We start from the raw sequence: 15424 nt of genomic DNA on the forward strand, positions 1-15424 counted from the left end.
GGTGAGTTGCATTTAAAAGCAGCTAAATTGCAGTGTTTAAGACTTAAAAAACGCCAATACTGAAAATAGACAATGACTAGGGCTTCTTTTGCCTTTTTTTTCGTTTGGTAAATTTCTTAAATATTTATAGCTAAACGACAACCGTCATCCCGCTACTTGTTAGCGGCTGAGATACCGCGGCGGTATGACGGTTCGAGGCAGCATGACGACAAATTCGTCATTCCGCTGCTTGTTAGCGGCTAAGAGATACCGCGAATGAATCGCGGTATGACGGTTCGCGGTGGCATCTCGTCATCCCGCTACTTGTTAGCGGGATCTAGAGATACCGCGGCGTTATGACGTAGAAGCTATACTTTTATACTCACCAACTCAGTTTGCTTGCTTACAAGTAAACTGCAACCCTAAATGTTGGAGCACTGTCGTACACTAAGCGCTGTAATGACAATTTTAGTCGCTTCATACAATACTATAAATAATCAAAGTCATTTTCCCATCGGTCAGTTAATGCTCACATATCATCAAAGTTAGTTATTCTCCATAGCGAAGTCTCTAGCTAGGAACAATGAGCCACAGATTAGTATGGTTTTGATGTTTTGGATAGAGGCTTTTAATATGTGATTTGATATTGCATCGCCAATTGATTCACATTCAACTGCTTTTATTCCTATGTTATTGGCTTTTTCCCTAATCAAATTTGTATTTGTTGCTTTAGGTTCAGACTTAACACAAACCGCACATAGTAGCTTGATATATGGCTTTAAGTGCTCTAAGAACTCTGCCACATTTCTGTTACGAGTAACACCAAAAATTATATAGATACCTTCAGCAAAATTATCTTTTACCCACTGAGATAGCACTCTAGCACCGTCATTATTGTGCGCAACATCTAAAAATAATTGCCAATCTTTCGGTAGTAGGGAAATTAAATTACCCTCTTTTATTAGCTCTAGTCGTGCAGGCCAGTAGGTACGCTGTAAACCTGAAGTGATATCCTCTTCTCCAATATCAAATCCATATTTTCCACTTAAAATACTACATGCTGCAATGGCGTTTCCTGCATTGATTATTTGGTGTTCACCCTTCAGAGATGGCAAAGGAAATTCTATTGATTGAATAGCTGATTGGAAAACCATTTTGTTGTTCTTTTTTTTGCAATTCCATTCAAGACCTCCTCTATATAGAGGAGATTTCTTATTTATTGCATGGAATTCTAGTGTACTCATCACAGACTTTTCTTGTGGTGCTATTACGCAAGGAACATTAGGTTTCATTATTCCAGCCTTTTCACCTGCTATAATTTCTACAGTAGGGCCAAGATATTCTGTATGATCAAGTGCAATGGAAGTAATTATTGTTAAAATCGGACTATCTATAACATTTGTTGCATCAAGTCTTCCGCCCATACCTACTTCAACTAAAGTAATATCGGCTTTATGACGAGAAAAAGCTAAAAAAGCTGCAATAGTTGCAGCTTCAAACAGAGTGATAGGTTGTTCTGCAATCACGGCACGGCATTCTTCTAATAAGCTATATAATTCATTATCGTCGATATAACTGCCTGCAATAACTATTCTTTCATTAAAATTCACCAAATGTGGAGAAGTGTATGCATGGACCTTATACCCTGCTGCTTGCATTATATATCTTATAAATGCTAGTGTTGAGCCTTTCCCGTTAGTCCCAGCTATATGAATTACGGGAGGCATTTTTTTCTCAGGATTGTCCAATTTATTTAGAAAGCTTTTTATGCGATCAAGAGAAAAATCCTTTGGTCTACTACCAAGCGGTTTAGGCCAATGAGGCATATATATCATGGATTGTTATTGCATTTTAATTCAGCTATAACGCTTGCTATGCCATGCGTGTCGATTTTTTCACTAAATTGAGAACGTTGATTAATAGCAATACTTATTCCACTCATTACAACATCACTTATCAAGAAAGAACTGTTATTTTTAGTAACTTTAAAATCAATATTTGTAAATTCTTCATCACCGTAAGAAAATCTTGTACCAATTAAGCAAGTTTCATCGTCAACTGCTTTTGTACTCATTATGATCATTTCACTATCATGCATGTATTTATATAAAATTTTAACGCACAAACGCGTAAGATACACTTCATACTCTCTTAAAAAATCTTCTTTTTCTTTTTGTTTAACTAAAGCCCAATGTTTTCCTATAACGAATTGCGATATTCCTTTGAGGTTAACATTATTCTGAATGACCTCCTGAAGCTTTTCGTGTACATGCCCTAGGTTTTTTCTATTTCCTTTTGTAGATATACCATCCACTTGTTGCTTCATAGTATGCACAAAAATTTTGTGATCTGTACAACTAGTGTAAGCTCTTGAAGAAATTGCAATAAAAACAATAATGATTAAAACTTTAGTAATGTTCATAAGATAAACTATAATACTTAAAATGCAAAATTTAATAAAGATTAAATAATAATCGCTGACTTTAATATACCTATAGACATGCCCTGTGTAAATCATCTATAATTCAAGTAAGGGTCTGTGCTATGCGTTATGAGTTAAGTTAAATTTCCCGAGCGATAATTTCTAGAGAAGGGAATTGCCTCTGCTGGTTTCGTTGAAACTAATATGCGATGCCCACCTTAACTTCAGGTCTCAGGAATCTACTAAGGCTGACGGTAGATACGGATCCTTTTTTGATTGGTACTAAATTTATGCTTCATCAATGCAGAGAACAAGGTACCTTCCTATGTTCGCCTAATGAAGTATTCCAAATTGTAATTGATGTTGAAAGGTATCCTGATTTTGTTCCTTGGTGCAAAGCCGTTTATATAAAAGAAAAAATTGACAACCAAATGGTTGTGGATCTTCTCGCAGTTTTTCATGGAATTAAAGGAAAGTACACATCAGAAGTAACCTTTCTTTCTCCAAGTGGAACAAATGAAGGTTGGATAAAAGCTGTATCATCAAATGGAATATTTAAACATCTATACAATGAATGGCAATTCATTCCCATAGATGAAAATAAAACTATGGTAAAGTTTTATATAGAGTTTAAGTTTAAGTCCAACTCATTTTCCACTTTATTAAACTCAGTATATAAATATACACAGAGTAAAATAATTGCTGCATTTAAAGATAGGGCTGAAAGCCTTGCTAAACAAAAGTTATCTTGACATTATTAATATAAATATGTAATTTTTTTAGTAAGTTAAGTGTTTGTATTGTAATGATTTTCAGACTATTGTTTTTACTAATTCTTATGAGTGTTAATTCTTATGCAGTTGTTAAATCCAGTAACCAACATATTCAAAAAGAAACTAATGAAATAACATCAAAGGAGTTACTATCACTATTACCTGATGATAAATTATTAGGAGATCCAAAAGCACCAATTCTAATGATAGAATATGCTTCATTAACTTGCTATCACTGCTCTCTTTTTCATAAGAATGTTTTTCCTAAAATTAAAGAGAAATATATAGACACAGGTAAGATGTTATATATATTTCGTCATTTTCCTTTGGATTACAGAGGGCTAAAGGCTGCAATGCTAAGTCATTGCTACGAAAAACAAGAAGACTACTTTAATTTTAACAAAGCTGTTTTTAACTCAATAGATTCGTGGAATTACTACAATTTAAGTGATTTGACTTTACTACAAAGAATTGCTGCACTAAGCAACTTAAAGCAAGATGCATTTAACCAATGCATTAATGATAAGAAAATTATGGATAAAATCGTAAATGATAAATCACTGGCAATCAATAAACTTGGTATCACAGCCACTCCAATATTTTTCATCAAGCTTAACGATGATGGTAAGTCATATATAGAGCATAATAAAGTTAAACATGAAGGGTATAAAGAGCTGAAATATCTTACTGATGTGATAGATAAATTATATGGAAAAGCTATAGTGAAGTAATACCACTGTAGCTTACCATATAAAAGACTCTATGCTGAGTCATTGTTTTTCACTACTGTTTGTTGTTTTTTACGCTCAAACTCTCTTTTTTTACTGTGCCAAGTGTAGTAATACATAGCGATTTTATTCTCTATTAATACTATTGTCCCATCATAAAACTGAACCATATCCATAACTTTTCTCTGAGCTTCATTAAAACGTTCTTTATACTTTTCACGATAAGCTGGATTATGTAGTAACATAACCCCTTCATTCTTGTTAGATTTTTTGTTTAACGTTTCAACTTCACTAGCAATAGTATAAGACATATAACCCCCTCTAATTGATTATAAAAATTATATTTTAAAAAGAGAAATGCGCATAAACAATCCCTTTAATTCTAGTATAATAATCGATTGTTTATTATACTAGTTAACCATAGTACGATATATAATAATTTTTGTCACTTAAAATTTTATACTATGAAATAATAACTTAAAATAAATGTTTTTATTATTTTAAACTATATTATTATATTTATAAACTGTGTATGAATTAAGCTTCCCTAATTTATAATATAAAACGTAATGCGTAATAATTTTAGTATAAAATTATCATATATAAGAAATCTATTTGCAAAAGAATATAAAAAAATAGAAGAATATTGTATTCTTGAAAAAAAGCAACATATTCAGATTGGCCCTGAAGAAGGAAAGCTATTAAGTTTATTTATAAAAATCCATAAAATCAAAAGTATTGTTGAGATTGGCACGTTATACGGTTATTCGTCGATTTGCATGGCAAAAGCTCTACTGAAAGAAGGTCATATATATACAATAGAAAATAATCCTCAACACTCAAGAATAGCAAAAAAAAATTTTAGTGCTTTTAATCTAAGTGATAAAATTACTCTAATAGAAGGTGATGCACTGGAAAAAATTAATGAATTATCAGCAAAGGCACCATTTGACATGATATTCATCGATGCTGACAAAAGTAGTTATCCTAAGTATTTAGATTGGGCAGAGTCATACATTAAACAAGATGGGCTAATCGTTGCAGATAACACTCTATTATTTAATACAGTATTTTTAGAATCGCCTCCAAAAGAAGTATCAGAAAAATCATGGCATGCTATGAGGGAGTTTAATAATAGATTATCAGATGAAAAGAAATATTTCTCTATATTGATTCCAACTGATGAAGGAATGACTGTAGCTTTAAAGCTAACATAAGTTAAAAATCAAGGTCAGCGTAATGTTTAGGAGGGGTTAAACCGGAAACTCTCTCTAATAATATCTCACGAAAACAAGGCTTTGATTTAACAATGGAGTACCATTCTTTTAAAATTTTACTTTTTTCCCATGGAAAACTACTTACATAATCCATTACGGAAATATGCGATGCTAAAGCAATATCAGCCAAAGTGAACTTATCAGTTGCAAGCCAAACGTTCTTGTTAATTAAGTGTTCGATGTATTCCATATGGCAAGGCAGGTTATGCTGAGCTGCATGAAGAAATCTAGAGTCAGGGCTGCGGTTAGTAATTACTTTTTCATTCATAATATACTTAGTAACTTCATTGTAAAATTTGTTGTCGAACCAATTGATTAGAGCACGTATTTTAGACTTAATAATAGTGGATGAACCAAGTAATTTGACGTCGCTATTGTAAGTCTCTTCTATATATTCACAAATGGCATTACTATCCGCTATTACAAAGTTATTATCTATTAATACTGGTACTTGCCCAGTTGGATTGATCTCCATAAATTCATTCCGTTTTTCCCACGGATTTTCATACACTAGATCGCAGCCTAATTTTTTTTCTTTTAGAAAAGTTCTAACTTTTCGTGAAAATGGACAAAGAGGAAAATGATATAAAATCATAATATTCCTCTTTTGTTATCCCAGTACCTATAGGTTGTTATTCCAGTGTGTGACACTGAAATCCACATCTTTTTTCTCTGGATCCAAGTTGGGATGACAAGAGAAGAGTATTTTAGGTAACAGTTGTTTAATCCAAAATAATGTTGCAAGAGATCTAACATATAAATTATTAAGGTTAATATAGGATATACCTTGTTAAATAAAAAAAAAAGTATAATATTTTATAAGGTATGCAGGCAAAAACTCTGTAATTTGGTCAGATCAGAAATGAAGCAGCCATATCAGAACCTTTTTGGGTTGCATACCTATTTCATTATTTGTTTTATCCGAGGCTATGAATATAGCATTAAAACATCGTCCTAGTAGCTTCAAAGATCTAGTAGGTCAAGATATATTAGTGCGTGTATTAGAAAATGCTTTTATTTTAAACAAAATCCCACAGTCTATACTGCTCTCTGGTAGTAGTGGAGTTGGTAAAACCACCACTGCAAGGATAATAGCTTTATGTTTGAATTGTTCCCTGGGGCCAATTTTTGAACCTTGCGGATCATGTGAAAATTGTCTAGCAATAAAAAATTCAAGCCATCCAGATGTAATTGAAATCGATGCAGCAAGTCACACTAGCATTGACGATGTTAAAGTAATCCTGGGAGATATTTGCTATTCACCTATAAGCTCTAAATTCAAAGTCTACATTATAGATGAAGTACACATGTTATCCAGCAGTGCATTTAACGCATTACTTAAAACCCTAGAAGAGCCACCCTCTAGTGTAAAATTCATTTTAGCAACTACAGAAATAAAAAAGATACCAATAACTATTATTGCACGTTGTCAAAGATTTGATTTACACAACATTCCTGTAGCTAAAATAGTAGAACGTTTAAATGATGTTGCACAAAAAGAGAGTTATTCCATTGAAAAGGGGGCATTAGAGTTAATTGCACGACATTCTGGAAATTCAATGCGTAACGCCTTGTTTTTGATGAATCAAGCAGTGCTATATAGCAAAGATGGTGCAATATCCACTAAAAATGTGATAGACATACTTGGCCTAGTGGATAAAGATATTATATTCGATCTATTAGGAGCAATATTAGAAGGTGATTTACAGAAAGCTCTATCAGTGTTTGACAAGGCGATAAAAACAGCAAACCCACTTAGTATTTTTGAAGGTCTATTGCAAACAATTCAGTTAGTATGCCGTTTTTTGATTACAAAAGAAATTGATAATGCAGTTACAGAGTATGAAAAGAACAGGATAAAAGATTTAAGTATAAAGAAGTCTTTAATATTTTTTTCGAGATTGTGGAAGGTGTTGCTTAAAGGTATTCAAGATATAAAAACTTCAACATGCAACGATGTTGCTGCTGAAATGATGTTAATTAGCCTCTGTTATCTTTCTGATCTGCCTTCTCCGGAACAAGTGGTCAAAAAAATTCTTTCGCAGAATGCACAGCAGGGAAATACGCATAGTATAGGAAATGAACAGCAACAAAATTATGATTTTGACAAAGTTTTGCAACTATTAAGGCGGAGTAACCAAATTTATCTTTACAAACAACTGTGTAATAATCTACAATTAATAGATTGTAAACCTGGATATTTAAAATTAAAAGCTGTATCTAAGTTGGATAGTAATTTTTGCAATGATTTAAAAAATTACTTAAACCAGTTGACTCAGCAGGAGTGGGTTATTACAGTTGATACGGGTTATATAAATAGGGAAGTGAGTAATTTAAATTATGCACCTGCAGTTAAGGATATACTTGATACATTTAAAGGTGCAAAAGTAGTTAATATAGAAAATAAGGAGTAAGTTGTGGATTTTAGTCAAATAATGAAACAAGCGCAAGAGATGCAAAAAAAGCTTGCAGAAGCTCAAGAAAAATATGTTGGGAAAGAGTTTCAAGGTATTTCTGGTGGTGGCAAAGTTTCTGTATTAGTGGAAGTCATAAAAATAGGTAGCTATAAAGCTAAAAAGGTGAACATAGACTTAGAACTTATGAGAAATGAGGAAAAAGATATAGTAGAGGATTTAGTAACAGCAGCGTTTAATGATGCCGTTAAAAAAGCAGAAGAAGATATGGCAAATGCAACTTCTGATCTTGCAGGTATGATGGGTTTACCACCTGGGTTCAAACTTCCTTTTTGAATTCACTACTGAAGTTTCTTTTAGTGTAAGTATTTCTTTTTTAATATTTCTAACGCCAGTACTTCTTCATATAATGCACCTATAGCTAGCACAGCCCTACGTCATACCGCGGTTCATTCGCGGTATCTCAGCCGCTAACACGTAGCGGAATGACAGCAAGTCCTACGTCATACCGTCACGGTATCTCTAGATCCCGCTAACACGTGGCGGAATGACAGCAGTCCTACGTCATACCGTCACGGTATCTCATCCGCTAACAAGCAGCGGGATGACGAGGTCTTTCGATAGTAAATCTTACCTGTGTTAGCTATACCAAAAAATCAAGAGTAAAAAAGTCGTGTAACTCTATTTATTCATTAATAAAATCTTTGTCTTTTCCCAAAAATTAGTTAAAATGTAGAATATTTTGTGTTATTAAGTTAGCACTTGACTTAACTTTAGTTGTTACTTAGACTGCTAAAGTGGAATTTTAATTTTTTTACGAGGACAATTATGCATTATAAAAAGTTTTTTTCAGCAGCCGCTTTAGCAACGTTGCTAAGTTTATCAAACTCTGCTTTTTCAGATCCTGTTGGTCCAATAAGTGATGAAGAAACTAGCTACTACGTTCGTTTGCAATACAACGGTGAAATTTTACCTCTTTTCACAAAAATTGATGGTGTTACAGGTCTTAAAAAGAAAACTGGAGATACAGCCGACACTACTCATTTGTACAACGCTTCTTTTATAGCCGGTGGTGGTGCATTTGGTTACAAAATGGACGATATCAGAGTTGATGTTGAAGGGATTTATTCATGGCTAAATAAAGATACTAACGTAACTGGAACTGCTGTCCCAGGGGCAGTTGCAGAAAGATTAACAGCAATTTCAGGATTAGTTAACGTTTATTACGATGTAGCGATTGAAGATATGCCTATCACTCCATATGTTGGTGTTGGTGTTGGTGCAGCGTATATTAGCACACCTTTGGCAACTGCTGTGAGTAGTCAAAATGGTAAATTTGCTTTTGCTGGTCAAGCAAGAGCTGGTGTTAGTTACGATGTAACTCCAGAAGTCAAACTTTACGCTGGAGCTCGCTATTTCGGTTCTTATGGTGCTAACTTTGATAAAACTGACAAAGACGGCAAAGGGGAACTCAAAGTTCTTTACAGCACTGTTGGTGCAGAAGCTGGAGTAGCGTTTAATTTCTAGTCTATCTCAATCTTGTTATCCCAGTGGGTTTTTTCTTGTCATTCAAGTAGCATGACACTGGGGTGGCTTTGTTGCATAGCGTTCAGAAAAACTAGTGATTACTGACTAAATTCATTATAAAATGACGATTTAAGGATAAATATGCCACAAAAAATGAGAGTCAGTAACCAAAACGAATATAACAAGTTTTTAGAAAAAAGAGGAAATATTTTTCATGATATCAACGAAGCCATAGAAAATTGGTATGAAATTGGGCCAAAATGCAGGGTGGCAACAATATTTACAGCAACAAAGTGGTAATTTTGATACATATAATAACCCATCTGTTCAGAATAGGTTTGAGACAAACAGTCGGGTTTATAAAATGATATTTGCAACGTAATTGGTATGCCTAAATTTGAAATAGTCGCATAAAATTATTTACTCTGGAAAAAACTTACGTTGCTATGCAACAAAGCCATCCCAGTGTCTGCTGCTTGCATAGCATTTATCTACCAAAACAATGGTAATGCAAGAGACTTTGCTTGGATGTGTGATATAATTTAAATTGTAAGGTCTAAAAAATACTAGCATGAATGAAGTGATAACATTTGGTTGTCGTCTAAATTTTTACGAGAGTGAGTTAATCAAAGAAGCATTAAAAAAAGCAGAAAGAAAAAATGTTGTTGTGGTACATAGCTGTGCAGTGACAAACGAAGCAGAACGCCAAGTAAAGCAAAAAATACGTAAGATCTATAAAAACGACCCAAGTAAAGAAATTATCGTAGTTGGTTGTGCTGTTCAGTTGGATCCAGAAGTTTACAGTAGCATTCCTGGTGTAAGTAAAGTGCTCGGTAATCAAGATAAGCTAAAAGCTGAAAATTACTTACTAAATGACGATAAAATCTTAGTCAGTGATAACCAAGTAAACAAATCAGAACCTGTTCTAATTAATGGATTTGAAGATAAATCAAGGGCATTTATTGAAATTCAAAATGGTTGTAATCATAGCTGCACATTTTGCTCAATTACTGAGGCAAGAGGGAATAATCAATCTGTGCCAATAAACAGTATTATAGAGCAAATTAGGATCTTTGTAGAAAATGGATATCAAGAAGTAGTGTTTACAGGTGTTGATATTACTGACTTTGGTACAGATTTGTTTGCCAAGCCATCACTTGGTTCAATGATTAGGAGAGTTTTAAAAGATATACCAGAGTTGAAGAGGCTAAGACTTTCCTCTATCGATGTTGCTGAAGTTGACGACGAATTAATGGATTTAATAGCTAATGAGTCAAGACTTATGCCTCATTTACATTTGAGTCTACAATCTGGTAATAATTTAATACTAAAGAGAATGAAGCGTCGTCACAACAGAGAACAAGTAATAGAATTTTGTCATAAAATGAAGAGCTTGAGGCCTAATATAGCATTTGGCGCTGATATTATTGCTGGATTTCCAACAGAAACTGATGAAATGTTTCAGGATACAGTTGATTTACTGAAAAAAACAAATATAGTTTACCTACATGCTTTTCCATATTCAGAGCGGAAGAATACACCTGCTGCACGAATGCCACAAGTACCAGAGAATGTGCGTAAAGAACGAGTAAAAAATTTAAGAGAAATGAATAGAGAAATGATGAGTAGCTTTTATCAATCTTTGATAGGCACTGAACAAAGTGTTCTGGTTGAGCAAAATAATGTCGGTAGAACAGAAAATTTTGCATTAGTAAAGCTTGAATCAAAAGCTCAAGCCAAGAGTATTGTGAAAGTTAATGTTAAAGGAGTGGAAAATAATTATCTAATTGGAAATATTCTTTCTTAATTTTTGTACATTAAAGAAATATATGATATAGTAGTTATACTATAAATGATAATTATGGGTTCATTTGTGATAACTAAAATATCTATTACTTTATTTTTGATTTTCATTCCATGTGTCTATTTTTTTATTACTTATATTAGTAATACATACATTGAGCAAGTACAACTCTTAAAACTAGAAACGGACAATAATGAAGATGTAATGCATTCTGAAGAGGTTACTGAGAAAAAAATACTAATAAATGATTTAAAATATCAAGAACTTGAAAGTAGTCCTACTGAACAACCTTCTATTCTCCAAGTAGCTGATCAGAAAAATATGTGGTCACGTATTGCAGATCAAGCTGATAATGAGCAGCCTACAAAAGAAAAATCAAAAAAACTTGATTTTTATGTTAGTGCTAACGGTGGTAAGGTATACCATGATAATTCAGAAACATTTGTAAAGGGTATAAAGGCAATAGGGGAGAGAGTACTAACTTTAGTTGAAAGTCATTATGGTTTTATGATAAAAAATATAGTGGCAAATGAAATTAAAAGCATAAAAGAATTTAATGGTAAAATTGATTTCCAATGGGTTAACAGCATATCTTTAGGTTACTATGCTGGAGAAAATGGCCGAGTTGATTTTGAAGCCATGTATTCTAGAGCCAATATTGAAAATAGTAATTCTCCTCTGGTATTTGATAAATCAGCAAGTATATTTGCGTTTTTGTTAAACTTATATTATAATCCCAGCTTTCAGGATACGCAATTTGCTCCATACATCGGCCTTGGTATAGGACCAACAGTTTTTAGATTAAAAAGAATTAATGGATCACCCCAAAGTTCAATGCCACTTAATGTTCCTTGGTTTGCTTATCAAATAAAGCTTGGTATTAACTATTCAATAATCCCAGAAGTCAAAACCTTTCTCGGCTATCGTTACTTTAGCGTTCCAATACCTGTTGCAGATGACATATCCACTCATAATATTGAAGTTGGTTTGATATTTAATTTTTAGTAGTGATTTAATATATACATAAATTCTTATCTTTTCTATCTAACAAACCAAATGTTGGTACGATTGTTGCTTTTAAAAAAATGACAGTTTCTACTTTTCTAATGTTATTCGCTAGCCTTTTTGACTTCTGATGTAATGTAGCTTTAAAGCTTTGCTTATCTTCTCTATGTTCTATAAGCCCGCCGATTACCATAATTTCACCGCTCTTAATTTTTAACATAGAGTTCATTTCTCTGATTTCAACAATTGGAATGTCGCTATTTAATTTCATTTTACTCTGCTGTGCGATGTACTCTATATCTGGATCTTTAATGTAGCCGTTAATTCTTGATAAAGTTGGATGTATATCCATGAATATTTCACTAGTATCAATGTTAATGCTTGGGTGGATTATTAGCACAACACCTATTGGAACACTATTCATCTTGGTAATTAAGGTCTGATTAGAGTTTCTAGTATCTTTTTGTATATCGGAAGTAAAATAAATATGGTTTTTGGTAAATGAAATCATCGCTTGCTGATTATTTATAGCATGTACTCTAGGGCTTGAAATTACAGTTGAAGCGCCAAATTTGTCTAAATTTTTTACTAAATCTCCTAGATCACTCGCACCAAAGTTCATTGCTAGGTTAATAATGGAGTTATCTTGATTTATTATAGACTTAGTTCCATCGCGTAAGTCATTTAAGTTTATACCAGAAAGATATTTGTCATCTAACACAACTTCAACTATTTTTGCCTCTATCATTACTTGAGAAGACGCTAATTTCTTAACCTTATTAATATATTCTTCAACAGCTTTATGGATATCTTTTCTAGCATTCAAAATAATAACACCAGCTTCTCTGTTGGATGAAAGGAATTCGCCATCATCCACCCCGTTAACATCCATTATTGCATTCAAGCCTTTTTCTAATGAATTCCATAAGTCACTACTGTATTGAGACTTCATAACATTGTTATAGTCCCTATCAGTGTGACTTCCATCACTGTTAGTAATATTGTTACTAATGACGAAACTGCTTTGAGCAGAATGTTGAATATTAATGAAGTCTGCGTAATAATTTTGCGCGTATGGCAAGTCCTGCTCAATTCTAATTACACCATTGCTTGTTGAGTAACGCAATTTGGCGCTATTTGCTATACTCTGAATTACTTCATTTATATTCTTATCTTTTAGCTTTAAAATAATATTACCTGATATTTTTGGGTCTATATCCAAGTTAACGTCAGAAAGTTTTCCTATCTCAATCAGCAAATCTTTTACTGATACTTCTTCACTAACATTAATAGAAATAAGCTGATTACTGATTGTGAGATCGGGAAACTCTATTGGTAAAGGCATAATTTCTGGTATTGCCGGTTCATTAATCTCCAAAGAGGTGTTGTATTGCTGCAACGAATAATCGTGCTCACCTATATCATGATGATCTTCGTTGCCTATATTAGTGAGATGTTGCTTAGTAGGCAGGTGTGTGCAAGAAATAATGAAGAGGAGTATTAAGCATTTAAAAATAGCCATTAGAACAGCATATAGATCTATACTAATAGATTTCTATAAAAATATTAAAAATGTATTTAATTTCGTTTTCATCGAGCAGATAATTGTCATATATTAGCTTGACCTACACTGGCTATAGCTAAACTGACTTAGATTTACCGACGATTTGAAAAACCGTCATCCCGCTACGTGTTAGCGGGATCTAGAGATACCGTGAATAAATCACGGTATGACGGTTCGCGGCGGTATAGTAACTCGTCATTCCGCTACTCGTTAGCGCCGTGGCGGTATAGCTATATATGTTTTTTTGTACGCCCCTCTTGTACTTAAATGTAGAGTAAGTTTTCCAGCATAGCCTTAGTTTTTTTATATATTTTACTTCTTTCTCTATATTTAATAATAGGCTTAAAAATAAATGGTAAGCCTATAATTGTTAAGCTTAGAGCTAGGGTTGAAAGTATACAACAGGCTTTGTGTTTACTATGTAGCTCTTTCAGGTAAAGCATCAAAAATCTACAAAATTTTTTGTAATTTTCTTCGATGTTTTTTTTGCTATGAGCCTTGCTAATGAATATATCTATTGCGGTATGACCGTTATTACACTTAATGTTAAGGTCTGCACCTTTTTCTGTTAAAAGCTGAGCTATATCAAAATAATCCTTTTGAACAGCAAGATGTAGAGGTGCAAAACCTTGTTGCTCACAAATGTTCATATTGGCTCTAACTTCCAATAACATTTTCACAATTTTTGTATGGCCTTTTTTAACTGCCAGTAGCAAGGGAGTTCTGTTACATTTAGTAACAGCATTAATGTTTACCTTAAGCTTCAATAAGAGCTTAACTGTTTTAGTGTTACCATTATGGCTAGCTTTATGCAGCCTGGCGTTGCCATTAAAATCTTGATCATTTGCATCTATTCCTTTTGATACAAGAAATGTTACCATTTTTCTATTATTATGCTCAATAGCGCAATCTAATGCATCAAAACCATGGTTGTTTTTTGTGCAAAAAAACTCTTTAAGTTTAATTTCATCGTTACTTGCTTGCTGTCTTTTTGCAATAAGTTTAACTATTTGCATTTTGTTGTTATACGCTGCTAGGAAAAGCGTAGTGTTATTTTCTGCATCTTTGGCTTCTATATTTGCACCTTTCTTTATCAGATATTCTATAATTTCTGCTCTGCTGTCATAATGTGCAGTGCATTGATAGATAGTTAAAAACAAAGGAGTGCGAAAATTGTTATCTTCACATTCGAGATTTGCTCCGCTATCAATTAAAATTTGGACGCTTTTTTTAGAACCGTATAGTGAAGCTATATGAAGAGGAGTATAGCCCTCTTTAGCGTCTTTTTCATTAATTTTTGCGCCTTTTGTTATCAAAAAATCTATTAATTCCGTGTCATCTTGTAGTGCAGCAAGGTGCAGTGGAGTGAATCCATTTTTATCCTTGGAATTGATTGTCAGTTGATTAACAAAAAGTTTAGCAATTTTCTTGTGTCCATGCATAATGGCGTAATGCAGTGGGTTTCTATTTTCGTTGTCTACGACATTAAAATCAGCTTCGTGCTCTAGCAATGATTTTACTCCAACTAAATCACCTTCTTTTGTGAACTTATGCAAGAGAGTGATTCCACTTGCATCTTTTGAGTTAATATCAAATCCATTTTCTACTAATTGGTTTATATCTTCCTCACGCGCCATATCACTTAAGTCTCTAATTGAACCCTTTTCGCGTTAATAATACTCCTACTTGATTAAGTTTAAATGAATCTGTGAGAAATGGCTAGGATACTATGCATTCTTGCATAACAAACTTTTGGCAGCGCGTTGGATGAAACAAAAAAACCACTTGACAAACTCCTCCAGCCCCCTTATTATGACAGTGAAGCTATTGTATTTGCTTTCGCCAATCTGCAGATTAAAAGGTAAGGATTACTTAATGTATCGGCGTCTTATGTTCAATTTTTTGCAGTATATAGATACTGTATGTCTTTA

The 15424-nt window shown here is 33.3% G+C and carries 14 protein-coding genes, 2 other RNA genes and 1 pseudogene; 11 read left to right on the top strand and 6 right to left on the bottom strand.

Going from position 1 to position 15424, the window contains the following annotated elements; translation table 11 throughout:
- Positions 1-524 precede the first annotated feature (524 nt).
- Together OOK84_RS05990 and OOK84_RS05995 are read right to left on the bottom strand one after the other, a co-directional pair.
- Positions 525-1814 carry a bifunctional folylpolyglutamate synthase/dihydrofolate synthase gene (locus tag OOK84_RS05990; protein ID WP_264731590.1) on the bottom strand — a complete coding sequence of 430 codons (1290 nt, stop codon included), beginning with the start codon at positions 1812-1814 and terminating at the stop codon, positions 525-527.
- On the bottom strand, positions 1811-2401 hold the full coding sequence (locus OOK84_RS05995; protein ID WP_253309232.1) for an MlaC/ttg2D family ABC transporter substrate-binding protein: 591 nt from the start codon (positions 2399-2401) through the stop codon (positions 1811-1813). The genes OOK84_RS05990 and OOK84_RS05995 overlap by 4 nt, the downstream gene beginning before the upstream one ends.
- 109 nt (positions 2402-2510) lie before the next feature.
- Here OOK84_RS05995 and ssrS point away from each other — a divergent pair.
- The 3 genes from ssrS to OOK84_RS06010 all read left to right on the top strand — a co-directional run bounded on the left by ssrS (position 2511) and on the right by OOK84_RS06010 (position 3905).
- A non-coding RNA gene (gene ssrS / locus OOK84_RS06000) (6S RNA) lies at positions 2511-2672 on the top strand.
- A 19-nt stretch (positions 2673-2691) separates the two neighbouring features.
- Positions 2692-3153 carry a type II toxin-antitoxin system RatA family toxin gene (locus OOK84_RS06005; protein WP_253309233.1) on the top strand — a complete coding sequence of 154 codons (462 nt, stop codon included), beginning with the start codon at positions 2692-2694 and terminating at the stop codon, positions 3151-3153.
- Between the two features lie 53 nt (positions 3154-3206).
- Entirely contained in the window at positions 3207-3905 is a 699-nt protein-coding gene (locus tag OOK84_RS06010; RefSeq protein ID WP_253309234.1) for a DsbA family protein, read from the top strand.
- A 29-nt stretch (positions 3906-3934) separates the two neighbouring features.
- On the opposite strand, the gene OOK84_RS06015 is transcribed toward OOK84_RS06010, so the two are convergent.
- Entirely contained in the window at positions 3935-4213 is a 279-nt protein-coding gene (locus tag OOK84_RS06015) for a DUF2671 domain-containing protein (protein WP_253309235.1), read from the bottom strand.
- Between the two features lie 258 nt (positions 4214-4471).
- Here OOK84_RS06015 and OOK84_RS06020 point away from each other — a divergent pair, with 258 nt between their 5' ends.
- A complete protein-coding gene (locus tag OOK84_RS06020) occupies positions 4472-5119 on the top strand; it encodes an O-methyltransferase (RefSeq protein ID WP_264731592.1) in 648 nt (215 codons plus the stop codon).
- A gap of 1 nt (position 5120) precedes the next feature.
- On the opposite strand, the gene OOK84_RS06025 is transcribed toward OOK84_RS06020, so the two are convergent.
- Complete coding sequence (locus OOK84_RS06025; RefSeq protein ID WP_064125276.1) at positions 5121-5774, bottom strand: glutathione S-transferase family protein; 654 nt, start codon at positions 5772-5774, stop codon at positions 5121-5123.
- A 219-nt stretch (positions 5775-5993) separates the two neighbouring features.
- Between OOK84_RS06025 and ffs the strand changes: the two genes are divergently transcribed.
- The 7 genes and pseudogenes from ffs (at position 5994) to OOK84_RS06060 (ending at position 11929) form a co-directional block, all read left to right on the top strand.
- Positions 5994-6093: signal recognition particle sRNA small type (gene ffs, locus OOK84_RS06030), an RNA gene on the top strand.
- Between the two features lie 15 nt (positions 6094-6108).
- Positions 6109-7593: a DNA polymerase III subunit gamma/tau gene (dnaX, locus tag OOK84_RS06035; protein ID WP_264731594.1), complete on the top strand. Its 1485-nt coding sequence runs from the start codon at positions 6109-6111 to the stop codon at positions 7591-7593.
- A 21-nt stretch (positions 7594-7614) separates the two neighbouring features.
- Entirely contained in the window at positions 7615-7929 is a 315-nt protein-coding gene (locus OOK84_RS06040; protein WP_064125278.1) for a YbaB/EbfC family nucleoid-associated protein, read from the top strand.
- A 492-nt stretch (positions 7930-8421) separates the two neighbouring features.
- Positions 8422-9120, top strand: a complete 699-nt coding sequence (locus OOK84_RS06045; protein ID WP_264731596.1) for a P44/Msp2 family outer membrane protein — start codon at positions 8422-8424, stop codon at positions 9118-9120.
- Positions 9121-9261: 141 nt separating this feature from the next.
- Positions 9262-9485, top strand: a pseudogene (locus tag OOK84_RS06050) (transposase); the annotation flags it as partial.
- Positions 9486-9691: 206 nt separating this feature from the next.
- Positions 9692-10927 carry a tRNA (N(6)-L-threonylcarbamoyladenosine(37)-C(2))-methylthiotransferase MtaB gene (gene mtaB / locus OOK84_RS06055; RefSeq protein ID WP_253309241.1) on the top strand — a complete coding sequence of 412 codons (1236 nt, stop codon included), beginning with the start codon at positions 9692-9694 and terminating at the stop codon, positions 10925-10927.
- Between the two features lie 66 nt (positions 10928-10993).
- Positions 10994-11929 (top strand): P44/Msp2 family outer membrane protein, encoded by a 936-nt coding sequence (locus OOK84_RS06060; protein WP_264731598.1) that lies wholly within the window; start codon positions 10994-10996, stop codon positions 11927-11929.
- A 7-nt stretch (positions 11930-11936) separates the two neighbouring features.
- Here OOK84_RS06060 and OOK84_RS06065 read toward each other — a convergent pair whose 3' ends face one another.
- Both OOK84_RS06065 and OOK84_RS06070 read right to left on the bottom strand, forming a co-directional pair.
- On the bottom strand, positions 11937-13451 hold the full coding sequence (locus OOK84_RS06065; protein ID WP_264731600.1) for a type II secretion system protein GspD: 1515 nt from the start codon (positions 13449-13451) through the stop codon (positions 11937-11939).
- A 305-nt stretch (positions 13452-13756) separates the two neighbouring features.
- The gene (locus tag OOK84_RS06070; protein WP_264731602.1) at positions 13757-15130 is read right to left on the bottom strand and encodes an ankyrin repeat domain-containing protein; all 1374 of its coding nucleotides are present in this window, start codon (positions 15128-15130) and stop codon (positions 13757-13759) included.
- Positions 15131-15424 lie beyond the last annotated feature (294 nt).

It is taken from the genome of Wolbachia endosymbiont (group A) of Sphaerophoria taeniata, assembly GCF_947250735.1.
Taxonomy (GTDB): domain Bacteria; phylum Pseudomonadota; class Alphaproteobacteria; order Rickettsiales; family Anaplasmataceae; genus Wolbachia.

Excerpts from the sequence above, each read along its gene's own strand:
- OOK84_RS05990 (WP_264731590.1), bottom strand. The coding sequence starts at position 1,814 with ATGATATATATGCCTCATTGGCCTAAACCGCTTGGTAGTAGACCAAAG.
- OOK84_RS05995 (WP_253309232.1), bottom strand. The coding sequence starts at position 2,401 with ATGAACATTACTAAAGTTTTAATCATTATTGTTTTTATTGCAATTTCT.
- OOK84_RS06005 (WP_253309233.1), top strand. The coding sequence starts at position 2,692 with ATGCTTCATCAATGCAGAGAACAAGGTACCTTCCTATGTTCGCCTAAT.
- OOK84_RS06010 (WP_253309234.1), top strand. The coding sequence starts at position 3,207 with ATGATTTTCAGACTATTGTTTTTACTAATTCTTATGAGTGTTAATTCT.
- OOK84_RS06015 (WP_253309235.1), bottom strand. The coding sequence starts at position 4,213 with ATGTCTTATACTATTGCTAGTGAAGTTGAAACGTTAAACAAAAAATCT.
- OOK84_RS06020 (WP_264731592.1), top strand. The coding sequence starts at position 4,472 with ATGCGTAATAATTTTAGTATAAAATTATCATATATAAGAAATCTATTT.
- OOK84_RS06025 (WP_064125276.1), bottom strand. The coding sequence starts at position 5,774 with ATGATTTTATATCATTTTCCTCTTTGTCCATTTTCACGAAAAGTTAGA.
- dnaX (WP_264731594.1), top strand. The coding sequence starts at position 6,109 with ATGAATATAGCATTAAAACATCGTCCTAGTAGCTTCAAAGATCTAGTA.
- OOK84_RS06040 (WP_064125278.1), top strand. The coding sequence starts at position 7,615 with ATGAAACAAGCGCAAGAGATGCAAAAAAAGCTTGCAGAAGCTCAAGAA.
- OOK84_RS06045 (WP_264731596.1), top strand. The coding sequence starts at position 8,422 with ATGCATTATAAAAAGTTTTTTTCAGCAGCCGCTTTAGCAACGTTGCTA.
- mtaB (WP_253309241.1), top strand. The coding sequence starts at position 9,692 with ATGAATGAAGTGATAACATTTGGTTGTCGTCTAAATTTTTACGAGAGT.
- OOK84_RS06065 (WP_264731600.1), bottom strand. The coding sequence starts at position 13,451 with ATGGCTATTTTTAAATGCTTAATACTCCTCTTCATTATTTCTTGCACA.
- OOK84_RS06070 (WP_264731602.1), bottom strand. The coding sequence starts at position 15,130 with ATGGCGCGTGAGGAAGATATAAACCAATTAGTAGAAAATGGATTTGAT.